This is a genomic window from Microbacterium terricola (assembly GCF_027943945.1).
GTDB lineage: Bacteria > Actinomycetota > Actinomycetes > Actinomycetales > Microbacteriaceae > Microbacterium > Microbacterium terricola.
This window is the reverse complement of record NZ_AP027141.1, coordinates 85,068-108,360: the sequence shown is the minus strand read 5'-3', so window position 1 is coordinate 108,360 and position 23,293 is coordinate 85,068. Positions and strand designations below refer to the sequence as shown.

The window sequence follows — 23,293 nt, the reverse complement described above, 5'->3', positions numbered from 1 at the left end:
TCAGGATCCGGTTGCGTGTGCGAGATCCAGCGCGCGGGCGCCGATGATGCGAGCGTACTCCCGGCCGCTGTCCTTGACCGTACGCTCCTGGGTGTCGTAGTCCACCCGCACGATGCCGAACCGCTTCTCGTAGCCCCAGGCCCACTCGAAGTTGTCGAGGAACGACCAGTAGAAGTAACCGCGCACGTCGACGCCCGCGTCGGCCGCATCGAGGATGGCACCGAGGTGCTCCCGCAGGAAGTCGACCCGCTCGGCGTCGTGCACGCGCTTGTCGCCGTCCTCGACGACGAGCTCGTCGTCGTATGACGCGCCGTTCTCGGTGACGTACAGCGCGGTGCCGACGGGCGCCGCGTATTCGTCCCAGACACGGCGGAGCACGCGGGTGAGCCCCTCGGGCTGCACCTCCCAGTTCATGTTCGTCTGGCGCAGCCCCCGGTCGACGCTGTGGATGCCGTCGCCCGCCGGGTACGGCGACCCGCCCGGGCGATCGGTCGGCGCATCGCCGGATTCGAGCGGATGCTGCGGCACCGTGCCGCTGACGAGCTCGCCGTGGTAGTAGTTCACGCCCAGGCTGTCGAGCGGCTGCGCGATGGTCTCCAGGTCACCCGGCCGGATGGCCGCCTCGAGAGCCTCCACGGCCTCGGCGTCGACCTCACGGATGTCCTCGACGGTGTCGGCCGGGTAGGCCGCCAGGAAGATCGGGTCGAGGAACCAGCGATTGAACTGCCCGTCGATGCGGCGGGCGGCGTCGACGTCGCGGGAGTCGGACGGGTCGGCGGGGTCGGGCACCGTGAGGTTGAGCGTGATGCCGAGGTTGAGCGACTCGTCACGGGCACGCAGCTCGCGCACCGTCTGCCCGTGGCCGAGCAGCAGGTGGTGGGCCGCGAGCAGTCCTTCGGTCTTGCTGTAGTGGCCGGGAGCATGGATGCCGGCGGTGTAGCTGAGGAACGACGAGCACCACGGCTCGTTGAGCGTCGTCCACACCTTCACGCGGTCACCGAGGGCATCGTGCAGGTCGAGCGCGTACTCGGTGAACAGGTCGCTGGTCTCGCGGACGGTCCAGCCGCCCTTGTCCTGCAGTGCCTGCGGCAGATCCCAGTGGTACAGGGTCAGCCAGGGCAGGATGTCGGCGTCGAGCAGCTCGTCGACCAGGCGGCTGTAGAAGTCGACGCCCTTCGGGTTGAGCGGACCGCCGTCCGGACGCACCCGCGACCAGGAGGTCGAGAACCGGTACGTCTGCAGGCCCATCCGCTTCATCAGCGCGACGTCGTCCCGGTACAGGTTGTAGTGGTCGCACGCGACATCACCGTTGTCGCCGTGGATGACGGCACCGGGCACGCGCGAGAAAGCGTCCCAGATGGATGCGCGGCGACCGTCGTCGAACGCGGCACCCTCGATCTGGAAGGCGGCCGTGGCCGCTCCGAACAGGAAGCTCTCGGGGAAGGTGCGGGTGTCTGCACTCATGAGCGCGGAGTCCTCTCGTGTGAATGCCGTCGATCAGCCCTTGACGGCGCCGGCCATGATTCCGCTGACCAGCTGCTTGCCCGCGAACACGAACAGAAGCAGCAACGGGATCGTAGCCAGGATGACACCGGCGAGCACCACCGAGTAGTCGACGAAGTAGTTGGACTGCAGCAGTGACAACGCCACCGGCAGAGTGGGGTTCTGGCGATCGAGCACGATGAACGGCCAGAAGAAGTTGTTCCACGCACCCACGAACGTGAACAGGAACAGCATCGCTGCGGCCGGGCGCGCGGCGGTGACGCCGACGGTCCAGAAGGTGCGCAGCATCGAGGCGCCGTCCACGCGCGCGGCCTCGATGAGCTCGTCCGGCACGGCCTGGCGCAGGTACTGCGTCATCCAGAACACGCCGAAGGCGCTCGTCAGCGCCGGGATGACGATCGCGCCGATCTGGCCGGTCCAGCCCAGCTCCGAGAACAGGATGTACAGGGGAACGACACCGAGCTGCTGCGGCACGGCCATGGTCGCCACGACGAATACGAGCAGTGCGGGTCCGCCGCGGAAGCGCAGCTTCGCGAAGGCCCAGCCGGCCAGGGTGGAGGTGATCACGACGGACGCGGCGATGAGGAACGAGCTGTAGATCGAGTTCCACAGCGCGGGCCAGAAGTTGACCGCCTCGTTGTTCATGACGGCGGTGACGTTGGCGATGAAGTTCTGGCCGGGGATCCAGGCGAAGTCATTGCGCAGCGTCGTGGAGTCGCCCGCACCGATCACGAACGACCAGTACAGCGGGAAGACCGCGGAGATGAAGACGACACCGAGCGTCGCGTATACCCAAAACCCGGGTCGGGATCCGCGGATGCGGGTGGTGCGTGCACCGCGGCGGCGCTGTCGGGCGTTGGGGATGCTCTCCTCGACGATCGCGAGGGGAGTGGGTGTGCCGAGAGTGCTCATCGCTGTGCCTCCTTGACCTGCTTCTGGGCGGCTCTTGCCTGTGCACGGATCTGTCGTCTGCTCGCGGCGCCGCGACGGCCCTCGTCTCGGACGAGCCCGCGCGTGACGAGCAGGTTGATGAGGCCGATCCCGAGGATGAGAAGGAAGAGGATCCACGCCATCGCGGCGGCGCGGCCGAAGTTCCACTGACCCCAGCCGATGTCATAGAGGTAGAGCGTGATGGTGAGCCACTGCTGGGCTGCGCCGCCACGGCCGAACTGGTCGAACACGCGCGGCTCGTCGAAGATCTGCAGGCCACCGATGGTCGACGTGATGATGACGAAGATGAGCGTGGGCTTGAGAGAAGGCATCGTGATGGCGAAGAACTGGCGGATGGGACCGGCGCCGTCCACGGTTGCTGCCTCGTAGTAATCGCGGTTCACGGCCTGCATGGCCGCGAGGAGGATGAGGGCGTTGTAGCCCATCCAGCGGTAGTTGACCATGGTGGCGATGGCGACGTGGCTCCAGAAGGGCTCGACGTGCCAGGGGATGGCGGTGAGTCCGAGGCCTTCGAGCCAGGTGTTGATCAGGCCGGACTGGTCGGCGAAGATCGCGTTGAAGATGAGGCCGACCGCGACGGGCGCCACGACGAAGGGCACCAGCACGCTCATGCGCCAGAACGTCTTGGCGCGGATGTTGCGGTCGAGCACGGCCGCGATGAACGTCGCCAGGATCAGCTGCGGAACGCTGGAGAGCAGGAAGATGCTGAAGGTGTTGCGCAGCGCCGTCCAGAAGTGGGGCTGCGTGAGGATCCAGACGTACTGGTCGATTCCGATGAAGGTGCCCTCGTTGCGGACCAGGTCCCAGTCCATGAACGAGATGACGGCCGTGTAGGCGATCGGGAAGAGCCCGACGATCGCGAACATGATGAAGAACGGCGAGATGTACAGGTAGGGCGAGAGCTTGAGGTCCCACCGGCTGAGCCGGTGCGAGAACGAGATCACCCGCGGCTGGCGGAGCGGCTCTGGTGAATCGGCGCGGGTCGCCTGTCGCGAATCGGTGGCAGTCACGATCGTCCTTCGGTGCGGGGGCGTGTGTCGGGGTGCGGGCCGGTGACGGCCCGCACCCCGAGCGGGATCAGAAGGCCGAAACCTCGGTCACCCAGTTGTTCCAGCTGGTCTCCTTGTCTTCGAGACCATCGAAGACGCGGGTGACGGCGTTCTGCAGCGCGTCGTGGAACTGGAAGTACTTCGGACCCTTGTAGGTCGCGACCTCGATGGCGTTGGCACGGTTGATGCCGATCTCGCCGGTCGGAGCGTCGTTGAAGTACGGGTTGGTGAAGCCGGTGACGTCAGCGCTCTCCTGCGCCTCGATCTGGCTCGGGAAGGTGCCCGCGTTGACGAAGGCCTTGGCCTGCGTCTCCGGGTCGGTCAGCCAGTCGGCGAGCTTCTGCGCAGCCTCGACGTTCTTGCCGTTGGCGGGGACGACGAGGTACGAGCCGCCCCAGTTGCCGCCACCCTCGGGGAAGGCGTCAGCGACGTCCCAGCCGGTCACGTCCGGAGCCTCACCGGCGATGATGCCGTGCATCCACGGCGGGCACAGCATCGCAGCGAACTCTCCGCCGGCCATCGACGCGTACCAGTCCTCGCTCCACTGGCCTGCGTAGGCCGCGATCGGGACGGCCTTGTCGACCACCGTGTCGTAGGCGGCGCGGATGTCGGGGTTCTCCGTCGCCACGATCGAGTTGTCGGTCTCCTCGTAGGCGATGTCGAGCTGGTTGACGACACCCTGCAGCACCGAGTTCGCCGAGTCGATGAACGGCTTGCCGGTCTTCTCGACGTAGTCGGCACCGACCTCGAAGAACGCGTCCCAGGTCGGGAAGAGCTCAGCGACCTCGGCACGGTCGGAGGGCAGGCCGGCTGCCTCGAACAGGTCGCCGCGGTAGCAGATGCCCTGCGGGCCCACGTCGGTGCCGTACGCGACGAGGTTGCCGTTCGCGTCGGTCGCGGCCTGTTCCTTCCAGTCGAGCCAGCGGCCCTTGAGGTCTTCGGGCACGGGTGCGACGAGGTCGGAGTACTGCATCATCTCGGTGAACCAGTCGACCTCGACGGCCTCGACATCGGCCAGGCCGCTCTTGCCGAGCTTCTGGAAGAAGTTGGCGCGGGCGTCGTTCGAGGTGGCCGCCTTGTTCTGGACGACCTCGATGCCGGTCTCGGCGGTGAACTCCGCGAGCAGGTCGTCGGTGTAGCCGAAGTCGTTGAAGGTGGCGAGGGTCAGGCTGACGTCGCTGTCGACTTCGTCGTCTGGCTCGGCCGTGGTGCCGGTGTTGGAACAGCCGGCGAGCACGAGTGCTGTGGTCGTTGCAGCGGCCGCGATCAGGGCGGTCCGTCGCAGTGCGCGTGAGTTCACGTTCACTCCTTTGTGGTGTGTGGGTGGTGCGGGTACGTGATTCTCACTCCTCGACTGCACGGGTGCGCAGACCGTGGGAGCGCTCTCACGATTCGAGAGGCCACGCTACGGGAGCGCTCCCACGAAAGTCAAGGGAGCGCTCCCACGGTTTGGTCACGGTTCGATCACAGGACCGGATCGACACCTTCGAGGACCGCGGCGGGGCCGCGCAGCACCACGCCGTAGACTGGGCTCAGCCCACCTTCCAGCGACATCCGGCGTTTCGACTCCTCGCTGCGCTCGTCGCTCAACGACCGATAGCGGCGGCCCACGGCCGCCCGGAGGATACGTATGCCCACCATCGTCGTCGACGTCATGCCCAAGGCTGAACTGCTCGACCCGCAGGGGAAGGCCGTCACCGGCGCCCTCGCCCGACTCGGGATCGACGCCTTCGACGGCGTCCGCATCGGCAAGCGGTTCGAGCTCACCGTCGAAGGCGAGGTCGGCGACGACCTGCTCGCGACGGTCCGCAAGGTCGCCGACGAGGTCCTCTCGAACTCGGTGATCGAGGACGTGGTCGGCATCGAGGTCGTGGAGTGACGGTCCGCATCGGGGTCATCACCTTCCCCGGCTCGCTCGACGATGTCGACGCGATGCGCGCCGTGCGCATCGCGGGCGGCGAGCCGGTCGCCCTGTGGCACGGCTCGCACGACCTCGACGGCGTCGACGCGCTCGTGCTGCCCGGCGGCTTCAGCTACGGTGACTACCTGCGTGCCGGCGCGATCGCGGCGCTCGCGCCGATCATGACCGAGGTGAAGGATGCGGCGGCGGCCGGCATGCCGGTGCTCGGCATCTGCAACGGCTTCCAGATGCTCGTCGAGGCGCACCTGCTCCCCGGCGGCCTCATCCGCAACGCGCACCAGCAGTTCATCCGCCGCGACCAGCGTCTGCGCGTGGAGAACAATGACACGGCGTGGACGAGCGACTTCGCCACCGGCGCCGAGATCGTCATCCCGCTGAAGAACGCCGATGGCGGCTACATCGCCAGCGACGACGAGCTCGACCGCCTCGAGGGAGAGGGCCTGGTGGCGTTCCGCTACCTGGGCGTGAACCCGAACGGGTCGCTGCGCGACATCGCCGGCATCACCAACGAGCGCGGCAACGTGGTGGGTCTCATGCCCCACCCGGAGCACGCCACCGAGGAGGGCTTCGGCCCCGACACACCCGCCGCGATGCGGTCGGGTGTCGACGGCATCCCGTTCTTCACGTCGGCGATCGCCGCCGTGGTCGGCTCCGCGGCCTGACCCGCAGCCCGCGGCACCGCCGCGAGGTTCAGACGGTCCCGGCCGGCGGCCACACGCCGATGATCACGGCCATGATCACGACCGTCACGAGCTCGTGCGCGATGTTCATCACGGTCAGCGACGTCGGCCGGCCCTCGAACGCGTCGTGGGTGATGAAGCGCGCCGCCGTGAACCCCGCCCACAGCGTCACCGCCGTGACGATGGCGCCCCAGAAGTAGCCGCCTCCTCCGTAGAAGTGCCAGGCGATCGAGGTCGCGCCCGCGAGCACCCACGCCGTGATGAAGCTGACCAGCACGGTCGTCACGATCGGCCAGAAGGCGGTCGCGGCCGGCCGGTTCATGTCGACCTTCGCCAGTTCGGCCCACCGGGTGCCGAAGACCTTCGGCGTGTACCAGATCGATCCGACCACCATGCTCGAGAGCGTCGCCAGCAGCACCGCCCAGTAGTTGATCTCAGGAATCATCGTCGCCTCCCGTGTCCGTTGCCGCGAGAGTACTCCTCCGGCGCCCTTCGGCGCCGGAGGACACCGCTGGCTATCGTCGAAGGATGAGCGACAGCATCCGTCCCCTCGTGATCAGCCTCCCCGACGAGCGCCTCAGCGGCGACGTCGGACCGCTGCCCGACGGCGTCGAGCTGCTGATCTGGCCGATGGACGGCCCGGCTCCGCGGGACGAGATCGACCTCGTCGTGCCGCCCTACATGTCGACCGCCGAGGTCCTGCCGCGCCTCGCCGACGTGCGCACCCGCCTCGTGCAGTCGCAGTCGATCGGCTACGACGGCATCGAGCGGGTCCTGCCTCCGGGTGTGGTGTTCGCGAACGCCGCGAGCGTGCACGAGACCTCCACCGCCGAGCTCGCCGTCGGACTCGCGATCGCCGCGCAGCGGCGCCTGCCCGACTTCGTCCGCGCGCAGGGCGAGGAGCGGTGGGCGCCCGCGTTCGCCCAGAGTCTCGCCGACCGACGCGTGCTGCTGCTCGGCTACGGCGGGGTCGGCAAGGCGGTCGCCGCACGGCTCGCGGCGTTCGAGGTGGAGCTGACCGCCGTGGCGCGCACCGCGCGCGACGAGGACGGGATGCGGGTGCACGCCGTCGACGAGCTGCCCGCGCTGCTGCCGCGCGCGGAGATCGTGATCGTGACCCTGCCGGGCACCGCCGCGACCAGGCACATCGTGGACGACGCCTTCCTGGCGGCGCTGCCGGACGGCGCCCTGGTGATCAACGTCGGACGCGGGCCGCTCATCGACACGGACGCGCTCGTGGACCATGTGCGGCGGGGCCGGCTGCGCGCGGCGCTCGACGTGGTCGACCCCGAGCCGCTGCCCGCCGGCCACCCGCTGTGGTCGCTCCCTGGCGTACTCATCTCGCCGCATGTGGGCGGCGCCACGAGCGCGATGCGGCCGCGGATCGCGCGGCTCGTGCATCGCCAGATCGAGCGGATGCTGGCGGGCGAGCCGCCGCTGAACGTGGTGCTCGAGTCGTAACGTCATCCCGCCGAAACACGCGTGCGCGCGCCGCGAAATGTGGCACCCCTAGCGTCGCAGTGATCCCACTGCCTCACTGAAGGAGCCAACCCGAATGGCAACGCACAGCATCCCCCGGCGCCGCGGAGGTCTCGCCCTCTCCGCCGCCATCCTCCTCGCCTCGACCCTCGCCTTCGCCGGCTGCGCCGCCGGCGCGTCCGAGCCCGGCGGGTCCGACCCAGACTCCGGCGACGCCTCGTTCGGCGAGATCAGCGTCCAGTACTCCTGGATCAAGAACGAGGAGTTCGCCGGAGAGTTCTACGCGTACGAGAACGGCTACTACGACGAGGCCGGATTCTCCGATGTCATCGGCATCTCCGGCCCCGACACCGGCGTCGCCAAGCTGCTCTCCGGCACGGTGCAGGTCGCCCTCAGCGACGCCGCTTCCGTCGGCGCGGCCGTGGCGGAGCAGGACGCCCCGCTCAAGATCGTCGGCGCCACGTTCCAGAAGAACCCGTTCACGATCCTCTCGCTCGCCGACGGCGGCGACATCACCACCCCGCAGGACCTCATCGGCAAGACGATCGGCGTGCAGGACTCCAACGCCTCGGTGTTCGCCGCCCTGCTGAACGCGAACGGCATCGACCCCGCGGACGTCACGGTCGTGCCGGTCGACTTCGACCCGACGCCGCTGATGAACGGTGACGTCGACGGCTTCATGGCGTACCTCACGAACGAGGCGCTCACCGTGGAGCTCGCCGGCTACGACGTCACCAACCTCGCGTACGCCGAGAACGGCGTACCCTACGTCGCCGAGACCTTCGCGGTGACCGACCAGTATCTGGCCGAGAACAAAGACCTGCTGAAGGCGTTCCTCACCGCCGAGATCAAGGGCTGGAGCCACATCTTCACCGAGTCGGAGGACGACAGCGTCGCGCTCATCTCGAAGTACTACAACCAGGCCGCCGAGGAGAGCGAAGACGGACTGGAGGCGGTGTTCGGCGCCCTCGACCCGGTCAAGACCGGCATGGGGCTCGCGGCGCAGAAGGACCTCATCTCCACCGCCGAGACCGAGGAGAACGGCCTGTTCACGATCTCGGACGAGCTCAAAGAGCAGACGGTCGCGTCGCTCGCCGCTGCCGGCTGGGAGGTGTCGGTCGACGACCTGTTCGATACGACGATCATCGACGAGATCTACGCCGAGAACCCCGAGCTCAAGGACTACCTGCCCTAACCCATGAGCAACACGAACCCCTCGGATGCCGGTGCCCTGCAGGGCACCGGCATCCGGATCGACGGCCTCAGCAAGACGTTCCCGACCGGCCGCGGCGCCGGCGTCACCGCCCTGGAGGACACCCATCTGCACACCGAGAAGGGGTCGTTCCTGGCCCTGCTCGGCCCGTCCGGATGCGGCAAGTCCACCATCCTGCGGATCCTCGCCGACCTCGAGACGCCCAGCAGCGGCGACGTGCTGGTCGACGGGCGCACCCCGCATCAGCTGCGCACCGACAGTGAGCTCGGCATCGCGTTCCAGGATCACGCCCTGCTGCCGTGGCGCAGCGTCGTGTCCAACATCCGCCTGCCGTTCGAGGTCGCCGGGCGCCCAGCCGACAAGGCCTACATCGACGAGCTCATCGCCCTGGTGGGGCTGCGCGGGTTCGAGAAGGCGAAGCCCGCACAGCTGTCCGGCGGCATGCGCCAGCGGGTGTCGATCGCACGGGCGCTCGCGCTCAAGCCCTCCGTCCTGCTGCTCGACGAGCCGTTCGGCGCGCTCGACGACATGACCCGACAGAACCTCAACATGGAGCTGCTGCGCATCTGGACCGACAAGCCCGCCACGACCCTCCTGGTCACCCACGGCATCAGCGAGGCGATCTTCCTGTCCGACCGGGTGGCGGTGATGTCGCCGCGCCCCGGCCGCATCAAGGAGATCATCGAGGTCGACCTCCCGCATCCGCGGACCCCCGACCTGCAGCGCACACCCGAGTTCCACGCCCTCGTCGATCGTGCGTCCGAGCTGCTGTTCGGCGCGGACGGCCGCGCCGCCGCGGAGTCCTGATGTCACGGCGCAGGGGCATGCCAGGGTGGCTCGCCGGCATCGTCGGGGCCGTCGCGCTGATCGCGGCGTGGTGGCTGTTCGCGGTGACGGTGTTCCGGCCACCGGCCGGCACGACCTTCACGCCGGTGCCAACCCCCGGCACCGTCGTCGCGACCATCTGGAGCGACGGACTGGCCGCGTACTGGAGCGTGTTCCAGGTCACGATCACCGAGGCCGCACTCGGCTTCTTCTGGGGCAACCTCGCGGCCCTGCTGCTGGCGAGCACAGTCCTGCTCCTGCCGCGGCTCGAGCAGATCGTCACCCAGGTCGCGGTGGTCAGCTACTGTCTGCCCGTCGTCGCCGTGGGCGGCATCTCGATCGTGATCCTCGGCGGCGCCAAGCGCCCGGGCGATCCGAGCGCGACCGCGATCTTCCTCGCCGCCCTCGCGGTGTTCTTCACGACGGTCGTCGGCGCCCTGCTGGGCTTCAAGGCGGCGGATCGCGCGAGTCTCGACCTTGTGCACGTCTACGGAGGATCGCGCTTCGTCCAGCTGCGGAAGGTGCGGCTCATCGCGGCGACGCCGTCGATCCTCAATGCACTGCAGATCGCCGTGCCGAGCGCCTTCCTGGGTGCAGTGCTCGGGGAGTACATGGGCGGCATCGACCGCGGAGTCGGGATCGCGCTGATCAAGCTGCAGGGCGATCTCGACTCGGCCCGGGTCTGGGCGGTGTTCCTGCTGTGCGCGGTCGTCGCGCTCATCGGGTACGGCGTGCTCGGGCTGATCTCGCGGCTGGTCGCGCCCTGGGTCACGGGAAGGTCCACATCATGAAGGCCCTGCCGTGGAAGCCCGTGCTGCGCGCTGTCGCCAACACCGCCATCACGCTCGCCATCGTGATCCTGCTCTGGCAGGCGCTGATCTCGTTCACATCGGTCTCCCCCTACGTGGCGAAGGGACCGGCAGAGGTCTGGGCCTTCCTGTTCACGGCGGAGGATGCCGCTGCCAACCGTGCGGAGCTGGCCCCGCTGCTCGCGCAGACGCTGCAGGACGCCGCGCTCGGCTTCGTCGTCGGGATCGTCATCGCGATCGTGCTCGCGGTGCTGTTCTCGCTCTCGCGGGCCGTCGAAGCAGGGGTCATGCCCCTCGCGCTGCTGCTGAGGTCGGTGCCGCTGGTCGCGATCGCGCCCGTCATCATCCTCATCACCGGGCGCGGCACGCCTGCATCGGTGGCGGTGATCGGCTCGATCGTCGTGCTGTTCCCCGCTCTCGCGGCGATCATGTTCGGTCTCAGCCGGGCGAGCGCGGAGAGCCTGGCCGTCGTGCACGTCTACGGAGGTACGCGGCTCACCGCCCTCCGCAAGGTCAACCTCCCTGGCGCGCTGCCGTCGCTCTTCGCAGCCGCGCGCGTGTCGGTGCCCGCCGCGGTGACCGGCGCACTGCTCGCGGAGTGGCTCTCGACCGGCCAGGGCATCGGCGGCATGATCCAGAAGTTCACCGCGTCGGCGCGATTCGAAGAGCTGTGGGCGTCCGTCGCCATCATCACGATCGTGACGCTGCTCCTCTACAACATCGTCCAGATCGCCGAGTCGGTGGTGCTCAGCCGGATGGGGATGACCGGGTCGCTCACCTGAGCGGCCCGGTCACCGCATCCGGCCGGCACGCCCCGGCTCAGCAGTGGATGGCGACGTTGAACCAGTAGTCCTCCGCGCCGCCGGCGTTGTTCACGGAGTAGATGTACGAGCTGGTGCCCGACGTGTACACACTCATGGTGTGGCCGGTCAGATCGCTGCTTGCCACGCCCGAGCACGTGCTGATGTCGCGATCCCACACGAGCGTGTACGTACCGGTCCCCGTCTTGGTCGCCGACACCAGCCGGCCGGACTGGTCGATCACCGTTCCGCTCGACGAGATGTAGGCCTGCAGCTGCGGGACGTAGTAGCCGACGACGTCGATGAGGACCTCGGTGGGTCCGCCCGTGTTCGACAGGGCGAGGTCGGTTCCGGCGCCGCTGCGCAGCTTCACGTTCGCCTGCTGGACGGTCCCGCCGGTCGTCGACTTCGGGTACCACAGCACCGCGCCGGACGGCTCAGGTGTGGCGGGCGCCCAGGCCTTGATCCGCCCCGCACCGGAGGGGTGGTAGGCAAGGATGTTCACGACCGCCGACACGGCGCCGGTTGGGACGCCGCATCCGCCCGAGGTGCCACCCTGCGGCGAGAACCCGAACGTGCCGCCGACGTAGTAGGTGCGGGTCTGCTCGTCACCGAACGGGCTCCCCGGTCGGGAGTCCGCGATCCGGCACTGGGTGATCGGAACGTAGAGCAGCTCGGGACTGGTGGTGATCGCCATCGGCGTCACGTCATCCGGCTCGGCGAGCGCGTCCCGGTTCGGTGGCGGCGGTGTGCCCACGGCGCTGGCCGGCACGGATGCCGGCGCGGTCGCGGGACTCGCGGCGGCGCCGGCCGCGAAGGAGGCGACGACGAGCAGCGCGGCTGCCCCCGCCGTGGCGAACGTGGTGCTGAGACGAGACATGCGAACCTCCGGAGATGTGCCGGTGTCCGTACCCGCCGATTGCAGGCACGGCGAAAGGGATGGCGTCGCCCCCCGTCCCCACGCCGCGCGTCACTGGCGCCGATGATCCTCCCCGGCACACCGCGGCGCAAGGGTGCGCCGAGCGCGCGGGAGCGCCGTGCGGGTGATGCGCGCTAGACGGTGAAAAGCGCGTGCGTGTCCGGCACGAGCGCACGACCACCCAGGGCGGCCAGCTCCATCAGGACCGCCGTGCCCACGACCACACCGCCGAGTTCGGCGACGACCTGGTGCCCCGCGGCCAGGGTGCCGCCCGTGGCGAGGACGTCATCGAGCAGCAGCACCCTGGTGCCCTGGGCGATGTCGTCGTGCGCCTCGATCGTCGCGGTGCCGTACTCGAGCGCGTAGGAGACGGATGCGGCCGGTCGCGGCAGCTTCCCGGCCTTGCGGATCGGGACCAGGCCCACGTTCGCGACGGTGGCGACCGCGCCCGCGATCAGGAAGCCGCGCGCCTCGATCCCGGCGACGACGTCGAACTGCCCGGCGAACGGGGCGATCAGCCCGTCGATGCAGGCGCGCAGCGCCACGGCGTCGGCCAGCAGCGGCGTGATGTCGCGGAACAGCACGCCAGGTTCCGGATAGTCCGGGACCGTGCGGATGAGCGACTCGGCGCGGGTGAGGGCATCGGCGTTGGGCACGCTGCAACCCTATGCCCGCTCGGAGAGCGAACCCGGACTGCAAGCGCTTGCAGTAGGCTGACGGACATGGCACTTCCCTCGACGACCCCACTCGCCCCGATCGGCGAGAACCGCCCAGGCTCCGAGTGGTGGCGCACCGCCGTCATCTACCAGATCTACCCCCGCTCGTTCGCCGACAGCACGGGCGACGGCATCGGCGACCTGCCCGGCGTGACCGCCCACCTCGACGACCTCCGCGATCTCGGAGTCGACGCGATCTGGCTGAGCCCCTTCTACACGTCGCCCCAGAACGACGCCGGCTACGACGTCGCCGACTACTGCGACATCGACCCGCTCTTCGGCACCCTGGCCGACTTCGACGAAATGCTCGCGCAGGCGCATGCGCGCAGCATCCGGGTCATCGTCGACCTGGTGCCGAACCACAGCTCCGACCAGCACGAGTGGTTCCAGCAGGCCCTCGCGGCCGCGCCCGGCAGCCCCGAGCGCGCCCGCTACATGTTCCGCGACGGCAAGGGCCGCCACGGCGAACTGCCGCCCAACAACTGGGAGTCCGTGTTCGGCGGCCCCGCCTGGACCCGCGTCGCCGACGGCCAGTGGTACCTGCACCTGTTCGACACCTCGCAGCCCGACTTCGACTGGGCGAACCCCGAGGTGCACGAGGAGTTCCGCCGCATCCTGCGGTTCTGGCTCGACCGCGGAGTCGACGGCTTCCGCGTCGATGTGGCGCATGGGCTGGTGAAGACCGACGGCCTGCCCGACCACTTCCCTTCGGTCGACGGCGACTCGATGGGCGGCGACGACGAGGACGTTCCCTACTGGGGCCAGGAGGGTGTCCACGAGATCTACCGTGAGTGGAACCGCGTGCTCGCCGAGTACGACGGCGACCGCGCGCTGTGCGCGGAGGCGTGGCTGCCGACGGTCGACAAGACCGCGCTGTGGGTCCGCGAGGACGAGATGCACCAGGCCTTCAACTTCTCCTACCTGGTGACGGATTGGGATGCTGCGGCCCTCCGCGAGGTGATCTCCGAGTCGCTGCGGGCATACCCGGCCGTCGGGGCGCCCTCGACCTGGGTGCTGTCCAACCACGACGTGGTGCGGCACGCGTCGCGCCTCGCGCTGACCGCGGAGAACCCCCAGGGCCACGGCATCGGACCGGACTCGCCCGGCCAGCCCATCCCCGAGGTCGGTCTGCGCCGTGCGCGCGCCGCGACGGCACTGATGCTCGCGCTGCCCGGGTCCGCGTATCTCTACCAGGGTGAGGAGCTCGGCCTGCCCGAGGTCATCCACCTGCCCGACGAGGTGCGCCAGGATCCGACCTGGTTCCGCACCGACGGCGAGCGCTACGGCCGCGACGGCTGCCGGGTGCCGCTGCCCTGGTCGTCCGACGCGCCGGCGTACGGCTTCAGCCCGAGCGGCGAGTCCTGGCTGCCCCAGCCTGCCGAATGGGCGACGCTCGCCCGCGACGTCGAGGCCCGCGATCCGGAGTCGACCCTGTCGCTGTACCGCACCCTGATCGCGGCGCGCCGCGACCGCGGGCTCGGGGCGGGAACGCTCGAGTGGCTGCCTGGCTACGGTGACGACGTCCTCGCATTCCGGAACGGGAATGTCACGGTGCTCGCCAACATCGGCGACACCGCGGTGCCTCTCCCTGCCGGCGACGTGCTGGTGGCGAGCGAGCCCGTGACGGGTGCCGAGCTGCCCGCCGACACGACCGTCTGGCTGCGGTAGCGCGCGAGATGGTCGGGATCGCCGAGGTGGCGCGCGCGGCCGGCGTCTCGACGGCGACGGTCTCGCGCGCCCTCAGCGGCCGCGGCCAGGTGTCCGACGCGGCGCGGGCGAAGGTCCAGGCCGCGGTGGATGCGCTCGGCTACGTGATGTCGGCCTCGGCGTCGTCGCTGGCGTCCGGGCGCACCCGCAACATCGGAGTGCTCGTGCCGCTGCTGGACAAGTGGTTCTATGCCACGGTGCTCAGCGGAATCGCGGACGTGCTCTCGCGCCACGGCTACGACATCGCCCTGTACAACCTGACCGACGACCCTGCGCAGCGCGCGGGCGTGTTCGACACATCGCTGCGCCGCAGCCGGATCGACGGGCTGATCACCCTCACGGTCGAGCTCTCCGATCCGGAGCGCGACGGCATCCTGGCTCTCGGGATGCCGGTCGTGGCGGTCGGGGCGCCGAACCACGGCATCCCGGCCCTCACCGTCGACGACCGGGCGGTCGCTCACGCGGCGACGTCGCACCTGATCGCACTCGGCCACCGCGAGATCGCCCACATCGGCTCGGGGCGGGCGGGCGGCGAGGTGCCCGCACGGCGTCGCGAGGGCTACGAGCAGGCGCTCCACCAAGCGGGCATCGCCCCGCGGGCAGAGCTGTTCGCCCACGCCGACTTCACGATCGAGGCCGGGCACGCGGCCGCCCTCGAGCTCCTCCGCCGCACGGACCGGCCGACCGCGCTGTTCGCGGCATCCGACGAGATGGCCTTCGGCGCCCTCTTCGCCGCCCGCGAGCTCGCCCTCGATGTGCCGGGCGACGTCTCGGTGGTCGGCGTGGACGGTCACGGCATGAGCGGCTTCTTCGGCCTCACCACGGTCGACCAGTTCCCCCAGGCGCAGGGCGAGCGCGCCGCCCACGCGGTGCTCGCCGCACTCGGCCTGGAGGCTCCCGCCGGGGCGCCTGAACTGCCGTTCGAGCTGGTGCTGCGCACCTCGACGGCACCGCCGGCCTGAACCAGGATGCCGTGGTGAACGCCACGGATAGGCTCGATCGCATGACGCTCGACCTCGAAGCCCTGTACATCGATCTGCACCGGCACCCGGAGCTGTCGTTCCAGGAGACGCGCACCGCCGGCGTGATCGCGCGCGCTCTCGCCGATCTCGGCATCGAGTTCGAGGAGGGCATCGGGCGCACCGGCATCGCCGCCGTGATCCGCAACCCGTCGACGGACGAAGCAGCGGGCGATGGCCCCGTCGTCTGGCTGCGCGCCGACACCGACGCCCTGCCCGTGCCGGAGCAGACCGGCCTGCCCTACGCGAGCACCGCCCGCGGCGTCGACCCTTCGGGCACCGACGTCCCCGTCATGCACGCGTGCGGCCACGACATGCACGTCACCGCGATGCTCGGCGCACTCGAGGCCCTGAACGCCTCGCGCGACGAATGGTCGGGCACGATCGTCGCCGTCTTCCAGCCTGCTGAGGAGTACGGCGCCGGCGCCCAGGCGATGATCGCCGACGGTGTGCTCGAGCGGTTCCCGACGCCGGACGTGGTGCTCGGCCAGCACATCACCCCCCTGCCGGCGGGCACCATCGGCGTGCGGCCGGGAACGCAGATGGCCGCCAGCGACGGCCTGACCGTGACGCTGTTCGGCCGCGGCGGGCACGGGTCGCGCCCGCACTCCACGATCGACCCGATCGTGATGGCCGCGGCGACCGTCATGCGGCTGCAGACCGTGGTCTCCCGCGAGGTCGACCCGCGCGACGTCGCCGTCGTCACCGTCGGCTCGATCCACGCAGGCCTGAAGAACAACATCATCCCGGCCGAGGCGAAGCTCGAGCTGAGCCTGCGCTACCCCGACGAAGAGGCGCGCGGCCGTGTGCTCGCGAAGGTCGAGCGGATCGTCCGGGCCGAGGCGGCGGCATCGGGTGCCGAGCAGGAGCCCACGATCGTCACCGATCACACCCTGCCGCCGACCATCAACGACCACGCCGCGACCGCCCGGCTCACCGCCGCCTTCACCCGCGCCTACGGCGAGGGCGCGGTCGTGGACCCCGGCATGTTCACGGGGAGCGAGGACGTCTCGTGGTTCGCTCGTGAGGCCGGCGCACCGCTCGTGTACTGGTTCTGGGGCGGGGTGGACCCGCAGGCCTACGCGGACGCCGCCGCCGCCGGCACGCTCGAGCGCGACATCCCGACCAACCACTCGCCGTTCTTCGCTCCCGTCCTGCATCCCACCATCGAGCGCGGGGTCGAGAACCTCGTGATCGCGGCGCGGGAGTTCCTCGGCTGATCCCGCCGGCGCGACGAGAGCCGCGCGAGATTGCATCGCGTCGCGGACAGGCGTAGTGTCGCCCGCCGTGACCAACGACAGTCGCGAGCCGGGCGACGAGACGACGCCCATCGCCAAGCGCATCCTCATCGGCGATCCGCTGACGAGCGAGATGCTCGATGACCAGCTGCTGCCCAAGAAGATGGCGCTGCCGATCTTCGCCTCGGATGCGCTGAGCTCGGTGGCGTACGCGCCGCAGGAGCTGCTCATGATCCTGCTGATCGGCGGCACCGCGTTCCTCGCGTTCAGCCCGGGCGTCGCCGCCGCCGTCGTGGCCCTGCTCATCGTCGTCGTGCTGAGCTACCGGCAGCTCGTCAAGGCGTATCCCTCCGGCGGCGGCGACTACGAGGTGGCCCGCACCAACATCGGCGAGAAGGCCGGCGTTGTGGTCGCGGCGGCCCTGCTCGTCGACTACGTGCTCACGGTGGCCGTGTCGGTCGCCTCCGGCGTGGACAACATCATCTCGGCGATCCCCGGTCTCGACCCCCTGCGCGTCGAGCTCGCGGTCGGCTTCGTCATCCTGATCATCATCGTCAACCTCCGCGGCGTGCGAGAGGCGTCCCAGGCGTTCGCCATCCCGACCTATGTCTTCATCGGCTCGGTGGCGCTCATGATCGTCACCGGACTCGTGCGATGGATGCTGGGCGACCCGCCCGTCGCCGAGAGCGCGCAGTACGCCGTCCAGGCCGAGGACCTCACCCAGGCCGCGGTCATCCTGCTCATCCTCCGTGCGTTCTCGAGCGGCTGCTCGGCCCTGACCGGCGTGGAGGCCGTCGCCAACGGCGTGCCCGCGTTCCGCAAGCCGAAGGTGCGCAACGCGCAGACCACCCTCGTGCTGATGGGCTCCATCGCGATCCTGCTCTTCGCAGGGCTCACCCTCCTCGCGCTCGTCTCCAACGTGCACTACGCCGAGAACCCATGCCACCTGATCGGGTTCGACTGCGAGGGCACGCCCCAGCCGTCGCTGATGGCCCAGGTCGCCGCGGCGACGTTCGGAATGAACTCGATCCTGTTCTTCCTCGTGCAAGCCGCGACCGCCTGCGTGCTGCTGCTCGCGGCCAACACGGCGTTCAACGGATTCCCGCTGCTCGGCTCGGTGCTCGCCCGCGACGGCTACGCGCCGAAGGCCCTGAACACCCGCGGCGACCGTCTCGTGTACTCGAACGGCATGATCATCCTCGGCGCCGTCGCGATCCTCGTGCTGATCGTGTTCCAGGCGCGGCTGACCACCCTGATCCAGCTGTACATCATCGGCGTGTTCGTCTCGTTCTCGCTCGGTCAGATAGGCATGGTGCGGCATTGGCGCAAGGAGCTGCGGCTGCTGTCGAAGAAGGCGGTGCGCGAGCGCCGCGAGGCGAACGTCGGCCTCTTCATCAACTCGCTGGGCGCCGCCTTCACCCTCGCCGTCCTCCTGATCGTGAGCGTGACGAAGTTCACGCACGGCGCGTGGCTCGTGTTCGTCATGATCCCCGTGCTCTCGTTCCTCATGATCGGCGTGAATCGCTACTACCGCGACGTCGAGCATGAGATCGAGCTGACCGACGACGTGCACTACGGCTCGTCGGGCGATCTCGCGCTGATCCTCGTCAGCCGGGTGCAGAAGCCCGTCGCCAAGGCGGTCGACTACGCCCTCGCGGCCAAGCACGACAAGACCCTCGCCGTGCACATCGCCGTCTCCAAGGAGGAGACCCTCGAGGTGCAGACCGAGTGGGACCTGCACAAGATGCCGATCCCGCTCGTCGTCATCGAGTCGCCGTACCGTCACTACGCCGCCCCGCTGGCCGCGTTCATCCGCAAGTACCGCGAGACGCACGGCTCGTCGGTCGTGACGGTCTACCTGCCGCAGTACATCGTGGGGCACTGGTGGGAGTCACTGCTGCACAACCGGCGTGCGCGCCGCATCGCCCAGCAGCTCATGCTCGTGCACGGCGTGACGATCACGCTCGTGCCCTGGCTGCTGGATTCCTCGGAGCTCATCTACGGCCGGCGTTCGCGGCCGCTGCCGGGCGACGACCGGCTCGGCCGCTACGAGCCCGCCTACGGTCTCGTCCAGCACCTCGGCAACGAAGAGAAGCAGGACTGATCGGATGCTGCTGACCCGCGTGGGAGCGGACGATCTCGCTGCGGTGACTCAGTTCCTGCAGGACGCCGACCTCACGCTCAGCGGACTGGACGCCCCCACGGTCCGCCTCTGGCTCGAGCGGAACGGGGACGGTCGGATCGTCGGCACCACCGGCTACGAACTGAGCGACGACCGCGCTCACGCCCTCATCCGCAGTGTCGCCGTCGCGACGTCTGCGCGATCGACCGGCCGGGGCTCCCGCCTCGCCACGTTCGCGCTCACGCAGGCGGCCGCGGAGGGCGCGCGGACGGCGTGGCTGTTCAGCCGCCGCTCTGGCGGGTTCTGGCAGGGGCTCGGGTTCCGTCCGGCCAACCGCGACGACCTGGCGGGAGTGCTCGCCGAGACCCACCAGGTCGCGCTCTTCCGGCAGACCGGCCAGCTCGACGGCGAGGTCGCCTGGTCGCGCCCCCTCGACGGCCCCTGACCCACGCCGCACCCATCCGCCGTAGCCTGGAAGGGTGAGTACTTCCCTGCTCGACCCCGCCGCGCTGCGCGCCGACTTCGCGATCCTCGACGAGCACGTCAACGGCCGGCCGCTCGTGTACCTCGACTCGGGCGCCACGAGCCAGAAGCCGCGCGCCGTCATCGACGCCGAGGTCGCATTCCTCACCCGTACGAACTCCGCCGTGCACCGCGGGGCGCACACCCTCGCCGCCGAGGCGACCGAGCTGTTCGAGGATGCCCGCGCCACCGTCGCCGGTTTCGTCGGCGCTGAGCCCGAGCAGCTCGTGTGGACCAGCGGCGCCACGACGGCGCTCAACCTCGTCGCCTATGCCGTCGGCAACGCGTCCCTCGGCCGCGGCGCGCCCGCGTCTGCCCGCTTCGCCCTCGGCGACGGTGACGAGATCGTCGTCACCGAGAGCGAGCACCACGCCAACCTCATCCCCTGGCAGGAGCTGGCGGCGCGCACCGGCGCGGTGCTGCGCCACATCCCGATCCACGACGACGGCACCCTCGACCTGGATGCCGCCGCCGCCGTCATCACAGAGCGCACCCGCATCCTCGCCTTCCCGCACGTCTCCAACGTCCTCGGCATCGTCAACCCCGTCGCCGAGCTGGTCGCCCTGGCCCGCCGCGTCGGCGCGCTGACCGTGATGGACGCCTGCCAGTCGGCGCCGCACCTGCCCCTCGACCTGCCGGGACTCGGGGTGGACCTGGCCGCCTTCAGCGGCCACAAGATGCTGGGCCCGTACGGCATCGGCGGGCTCTACGGCCGCGCCGACGTGCTCGACGCCCTGCCCCCGTTCCTCACCGGCGGGTCGATGATCACGACCGTGACGCTCGACGCGGCGGAGTACCTGCCCGCCCCCCAGAAGTTCGAGGCGGGCACGCAGCCGGTGTCGCAAGCCATCGGGCTGGCCGCCGCCGTCCGCTACCTGGACGGGATCGGCATGGACGCGGTGCACGCGCACGAGCAGCACATCGAGCGGCGCATGCGCGAGGGGCTGCGCGCGATCGAGGGCGTGCGTCTGCTGGGCGACCCTTCGACAGGCTCAGGACAGCGTCCGAGCGGACAGGTCGACCGGGTGGCGCTCAGCGCGTTCGACGTGGCGGGAGTGCACGCCCACGACGTCGGGCAGTTCCTCGACGCACGCGGCGTCGCCGTGCGCGTCGGCCATCACTGCGCCAAGCCGCTGCACGCGCGTCTGGGCCTGACCGCTTCGGTGCGCGCGAGCGCTTCGGTGTTCACCACCGAGAGCGACGTGGACGTCTTCCTCGAGGCCGTGTCGGGCGTGCGCGCATTCTTCGGGGCGACCTCGTGAGCGGACTCGACGGGCTGTACCAGGAACTCATCCTCGACCACTCGAAGGCGCGCGACGGGTTCGGTCTGGCTGCCGAGGAGGGCCGCAGCGCCACCTCGCACCAGCACAACCCGATCTGCGGCGATGACATCACGCTGCGCGTCCGGCTCGGCGAGGGCGACAGCATCCGCGATGTGACGTGGGAGGGCGCGGGCTGCTCGATCTCGCAGGCCTCCGCGTCGATGCTCACCGGCCTCGTGGACGGTGTGGATCGGGATGCGGCGACCACCCTCATCGATCACTTCCGCGAGGCGCTCCGGTCGCGCGGCAAGGTCCTGCTCGACGAGGACGAGTTCGGCGACGCCGCCGCACTCAGCGGGGTCTCGAAGTTCACCGCGCGCGTGAAGTGCGCGATGCTCGCCTGGGTCGCCCTCGAAGACGCGCTCGCGCGCGCCTGAACGGGCTCAGTCCTCGTAGCCGATCAGCCAGCGCACGCCGAACCGGTCGATCACCTGGCCGTCGTGTGCTCCCCACGGACGCACCTGCAGCGGATCGACGACTTCACCGCCCTCGGCGAGCGCAGCGAACCACTTCTCGAGGGTCGCGGGCTCGGCGGTGCCGAGCAGCGCGAACATCACGCCTTCCAGCCGCAGCGGCCGGTCATCGCCCGACGCGTCCGCGCCGAACAGCGACACCGTCCCCTCGAGGATGCCGTGCGCGATCGCATCGGCGGGACCGTCGGTCCGGCCGAAGTCGGAGAGGGTGTGCAGCGTGAGCTCACCGCCGAACACCTCGCGGTAGCGGGTGAGGGCGGCGCGCGCGGTGCCGTCGAAGTGCAGGTACGGGACGAGTCCGGTCATGGCCTGAGCATATGACCGGACTCCGACCTCGTCCTAGGCTCTACGGCCGCGAGGCGCGGCGGGGCTGACGGGCGCCGCCGGTCGACGGGCGCGCGTCGGACGACCACACGGGGCGCGAGCCGGACGACGCCGACCGCGAGCCGGACTGGCCGTGGCGCTGTCCGCCCTGGCCGGAGCGACCTGCGCCGCGAGCCGTCGATGCGGCCTCGCCGCGACCCGAGCCGCCACGGCCCGACTCGCCGCGACCGGACTCGCTGCGGGCAGCGCCGCCGCGACCCTGGCCGGCACCGCGACCGCCGGAGCGACCGCCGCCGGAGCGGGACTGACCCGAGCCGCCGGAACGGCCCTGGCCCGAGCCGCCTGCGCCGCCACCGCGGTTCGGGGGCGAGACGGGAGCGACCGGGCGCACGTGCGCGGCACGCTCGCCGACGAGGGCGTCGACGGCGGGGTGATCCGCGTCGACCTGCTCGAGCTCGACCGAGATGCCGGCCTTGCGCAGCAGGTCCTTCACGTCGCGGCGCTGCGAGTCGAGGGCGACCGTGACCACGGTGCCCTCGGCGCCGGCGCGGGCCGTGCGGCCCGAGCGGTGCAGGTACGCCTTGTGCTCCATCGGCGGGTCGACGTGCACGACCAGCTCGACCTCGTCGACGTGCACGCCGCGGGCGGCGACGTCGGTGGCGACGAGCACGCGGACGCCGCCGGCGTCCGGTGCCGCGCTGAAGGCGGCGAGGTTGCGCTCGCGCGCACCCTGCGACAGGTTGCCGTGCAGGTCGACCGAGGGGATGCCCGCGGCCGTCAGCGTCTTCGCGAGCTTCTTGGCCTGGTGCTTGGTGCGGGTGAACAGGATGCGGCGGCCCTGACCGGCCGCGAGCGTGCGGACGAGGTCGTTCTTCGCCCCGTCGCCGACCATGAAGACACGGTGGGTCATGGCGGCGGCCGGCACCGAGGACTCGTCGACCTCGTGGCTGACCTCGTCGCGGAGGAAGCGGCGGACGAGCGTGTCGACCCCGCGGTCGAGGGTGGCGCTGAACAGCATCCGCTGTCCGCCCTGCGGCGTCGCCGTGAGGATGCGCGTGACGCCGGGCAGGAAGCCGAGGTCGGCCATGTGGTCGGCCTCGTCGAGCACGGTGATCTCGACGCGGTCCAGGCGCACGACGCCCTGCTTCATGAGGTCTTCGAGGCGGCCGGGGCAGGCCACGACGATGTCGACGCCGGCGCGCATCGCCTGCTCCTGCGGCTTCTGGCTGACGCCGCCGAAGATGGTGGTGACCTTCAGGCCCGCCGCGTCGGCGAGGGGCGAGATGGTCGCGGCGATCTGGGTGGCGAGCTCACGGGTCGGAGCCAGCACGAGACCGCGCACGTAGCCGGCGCGGCGCTGAGCGGCGTTCGCACCGCTCAGGCGGGCGACGAGAGGCAGCGCGAACGCGATGGTCTTGCCGCTGCCGGTGCGGCCGCGGCCGAGCACGTCACGACCCGCGAGCGAGTCGGGCAGTGTGTCCGCCTGGATGGGGAACGCTTCGGTCTTGCCGTCTGCGGCGAGGACCTGGGCGAGGGATGCGGGCACCCCGAGTTCGAGGAAAGTAGACATGGGGAAAGTAAGGCTTTCGGGAAGGCGCGAACAAGGGGTTCGCACGAGGTGGGGCGACGGCGCGGATTCGCGCATCGTTTCGCCGCTCGAGAAGAGGCCCAGCGGTGCAAGACCGGGGCAGCGTGTCGACG

24 protein-coding genes are annotated in these 23,293 nt (G+C 70.1%); 14 read left to right on the top strand and 10 right to left on the bottom strand.

Translation table 11 applies throughout. The annotated features are described in order from the left end of the window. The 5 genes from Microterr_RS00525 to Microterr_RS00505 all read right to left on the bottom strand — a co-directional run bounded on the left by Microterr_RS00525 (position 1) and on the right by Microterr_RS00505 (position 5,159). Positions 1-1,464: a glycoside hydrolase family 1 protein gene (locus Microterr_RS00525; protein WP_263796760.1), complete on the bottom strand. Its 1,464-nt coding sequence runs from the start codon at positions 1,462-1,464 to the stop codon at positions 1-3. A 33-nt stretch (positions 1,465-1,497) separates the two neighbouring features. Further along, positions 1,498-2,415, bottom strand: coding sequence for a carbohydrate ABC transporter permease (locus Microterr_RS00520; protein WP_263796761.1), 918 nt, complete (start codon positions 2,413-2,415; stop codon positions 1,498-1,500). Next, entirely contained in the window at positions 2,412-3,464 is a 1,053-nt protein-coding gene (locus Microterr_RS00515) for a carbohydrate ABC transporter permease (RefSeq protein WP_263796762.1), read from the bottom strand. The genes Microterr_RS00520 and Microterr_RS00515 overlap by 4 nt, the downstream gene beginning before the upstream one ends. Before the next feature lie 67 nt (positions 3,465-3,531). After that, a complete protein-coding gene (locus tag Microterr_RS00510; protein WP_263796763.1) occupies positions 3,532-4,803 on the bottom strand; it encodes an ABC transporter substrate-binding protein in 1,272 nt (423 codons plus the stop codon). A gap of 164 nt (positions 4,804-4,967) precedes the next feature. Further along, complete coding sequence (locus Microterr_RS00505) at positions 4,968-5,159, bottom strand: hypothetical protein (RefSeq protein ID WP_263796764.1); 192 nt, start codon at positions 5,157-5,159, stop codon at positions 4,968-4,970. Here Microterr_RS00505 and purS point away from each other — a divergent pair. Both purS and purQ read left to right on the top strand, forming a co-directional pair. Further along, positions 5,134-5,382 (top strand): phosphoribosylformylglycinamidine synthase subunit PurS, encoded by a 249-nt coding sequence (purS, locus tag Microterr_RS00500; protein WP_263796765.1) that lies wholly within the window; start codon positions 5,134-5,136, stop codon positions 5,380-5,382. The genes Microterr_RS00505 and purS overlap by 26 nt on opposite strands. Further along, the gene (purQ, locus tag Microterr_RS00495; RefSeq protein WP_263796766.1) at positions 5,379-6,086 is read left to right on the top strand and encodes a phosphoribosylformylglycinamidine synthase subunit PurQ; all 708 of its coding nucleotides are present in this window, start codon (positions 5,379-5,381) and stop codon (positions 6,084-6,086) included. The genes purS and purQ overlap by 4 nt, the downstream gene beginning before the upstream one ends. A gap of 28 nt (positions 6,087-6,114) precedes the next feature. On the opposite strand, the gene Microterr_RS00490 is transcribed toward purQ, so the two are convergent. Then, positions 6,115-6,549, bottom strand: a complete 435-nt coding sequence (locus Microterr_RS00490) for a DUF1761 domain-containing protein (protein ID WP_263796767.1) — start codon at positions 6,547-6,549, stop codon at positions 6,115-6,117. A gap of 83 nt (positions 6,550-6,632) precedes the next feature. Here Microterr_RS00490 and Microterr_RS00485 point away from each other — a divergent pair, with 83 nt between their 5' ends. The 5 genes from Microterr_RS00485 (at position 6,633) to Microterr_RS00465 (ending at position 11,212) form a co-directional block, all read left to right on the top strand. Beyond that, positions 6,633-7,565 (top strand): 2-hydroxyacid dehydrogenase, encoded by a 933-nt coding sequence (locus Microterr_RS00485; protein WP_263796768.1) that lies wholly within the window; start codon positions 6,633-6,635, stop codon positions 7,563-7,565. A 94-nt stretch (positions 7,566-7,659) separates the two neighbouring features. Beyond that, positions 7,660-8,778, top strand: coding sequence for an ABC transporter substrate-binding protein (locus Microterr_RS00480; RefSeq protein WP_263796769.1), 1,119 nt, complete (start codon positions 7,660-7,662; stop codon positions 8,776-8,778). Between the two features lie 3 nt (positions 8,779-8,781). Next, entirely contained in the window at positions 8,782-9,603 is an 822-nt protein-coding gene (locus Microterr_RS00475) for an ABC transporter ATP-binding protein (RefSeq protein ID WP_263796770.1), read from the top strand. Further along, positions 9,603-10,412 carry an ABC transporter permease gene (locus Microterr_RS00470; RefSeq protein WP_263796771.1) on the top strand — a complete coding sequence of 270 codons (810 nt, stop codon included), beginning with the start codon at positions 9,603-9,605 and terminating at the stop codon, positions 10,410-10,412. The genes Microterr_RS00475 and Microterr_RS00470 overlap by 1 nt, the downstream gene beginning before the upstream one ends. Beyond that, on the top strand, positions 10,409-11,212 hold the full coding sequence (locus Microterr_RS00465; RefSeq protein ID WP_263796772.1) for an ABC transporter permease: 804 nt from the start codon (positions 10,409-10,411) through the stop codon (positions 11,210-11,212). The genes Microterr_RS00470 and Microterr_RS00465 overlap by 4 nt, the downstream gene beginning before the upstream one ends. Before the next feature lie 37 nt (positions 11,213-11,249). Here Microterr_RS00465 and Microterr_RS00460 read toward each other — a convergent pair whose 3' ends face one another. Beyond that, positions 11,250-12,110: a hypothetical protein gene (locus Microterr_RS00460; protein WP_263796773.1), complete on the bottom strand. Its 861-nt coding sequence runs from the start codon at positions 12,108-12,110 to the stop codon at positions 11,250-11,252. A 173-nt stretch (positions 12,111-12,283) separates the two neighbouring features. Continuing rightward, entirely contained in the window at positions 12,284-12,805 is a 522-nt protein-coding gene (locus Microterr_RS00455; RefSeq protein WP_263796774.1) for an adenine phosphoribosyltransferase, read from the bottom strand. Between the two features lie 66 nt (positions 12,806-12,871). Here Microterr_RS00455 and Microterr_RS00450 point away from each other — a divergent pair, with 66 nt between their 5' ends. The 7 genes from Microterr_RS00450 to sufU are packed head-to-tail and all read left to right on the top strand — an operon-like array spanning position 12,872 to position 21,172. Then, on the top strand, positions 12,872-14,533 hold the full coding sequence (locus Microterr_RS00450; protein WP_263796775.1) for a glycoside hydrolase family 13 protein: 1,662 nt from the start codon (positions 12,872-12,874) through the stop codon (positions 14,531-14,533). An 8-nt stretch (positions 14,534-14,541) separates the two neighbouring features. Further along, complete coding sequence (locus Microterr_RS00445; protein ID WP_263796776.1) at positions 14,542-15,534, top strand: LacI family DNA-binding transcriptional regulator; 993 nt, start codon at positions 14,542-14,544, stop codon at positions 15,532-15,534. 41 nt (positions 15,535-15,575) lie between these two features. Further along, the gene (locus tag Microterr_RS00440; RefSeq protein ID WP_263796777.1) at positions 15,576-16,811 is read left to right on the top strand and encodes an amidohydrolase; all 1,236 of its coding nucleotides are present in this window, start codon (positions 15,576-15,578) and stop codon (positions 16,809-16,811) included. 55 nt (positions 16,812-16,866) lie between these two features. Then, complete coding sequence (locus Microterr_RS00435) at positions 16,867-18,933, top strand: APC family permease (RefSeq protein ID WP_263796778.1); 2,067 nt, start codon at positions 16,867-16,869, stop codon at positions 18,931-18,933. 4 nt (positions 18,934-18,937) lie between these two features. After that, the gene (locus Microterr_RS00430; protein WP_263796779.1) at positions 18,938-19,396 is read left to right on the top strand and encodes a GNAT family N-acetyltransferase; all 459 of its coding nucleotides are present in this window, start codon (positions 18,938-18,940) and stop codon (positions 19,394-19,396) included. A gap of 34 nt (positions 19,397-19,430) precedes the next feature. After that, on the top strand, positions 19,431-20,735 hold the full coding sequence (locus tag Microterr_RS00425) for an aminotransferase class V-fold PLP-dependent enzyme (RefSeq protein ID WP_263796780.1): 1,305 nt from the start codon (positions 19,431-19,433) through the stop codon (positions 20,733-20,735). Then, the gene (gene sufU / locus Microterr_RS00420) at positions 20,732-21,172 is read left to right on the top strand and encodes a Fe-S cluster assembly sulfur transfer protein SufU (RefSeq protein WP_263796781.1); all 441 of its coding nucleotides are present in this window, start codon (positions 20,732-20,734) and stop codon (positions 21,170-21,172) included. The genes Microterr_RS00425 and sufU overlap by 4 nt, the downstream gene beginning before the upstream one ends. A gap of 6 nt (positions 21,173-21,178) precedes the next feature. Here sufU and Microterr_RS00415 read toward each other — a convergent pair whose 3' ends face one another. Next, positions 21,179-21,574, bottom strand: a complete 396-nt coding sequence (locus tag Microterr_RS00415; protein ID WP_263796782.1) for a VOC family protein — start codon at positions 21,572-21,574, stop codon at positions 21,179-21,181. A gap of 40 nt (positions 21,575-21,614) precedes the next feature. Then, entirely contained in the window at positions 21,615-23,162 is a 1,548-nt protein-coding gene (locus Microterr_RS00410; RefSeq protein ID WP_263796783.1) for a DEAD/DEAH box helicase, read from the bottom strand. Positions 23,163-23,293: the final 131 nt, after the last annotated feature.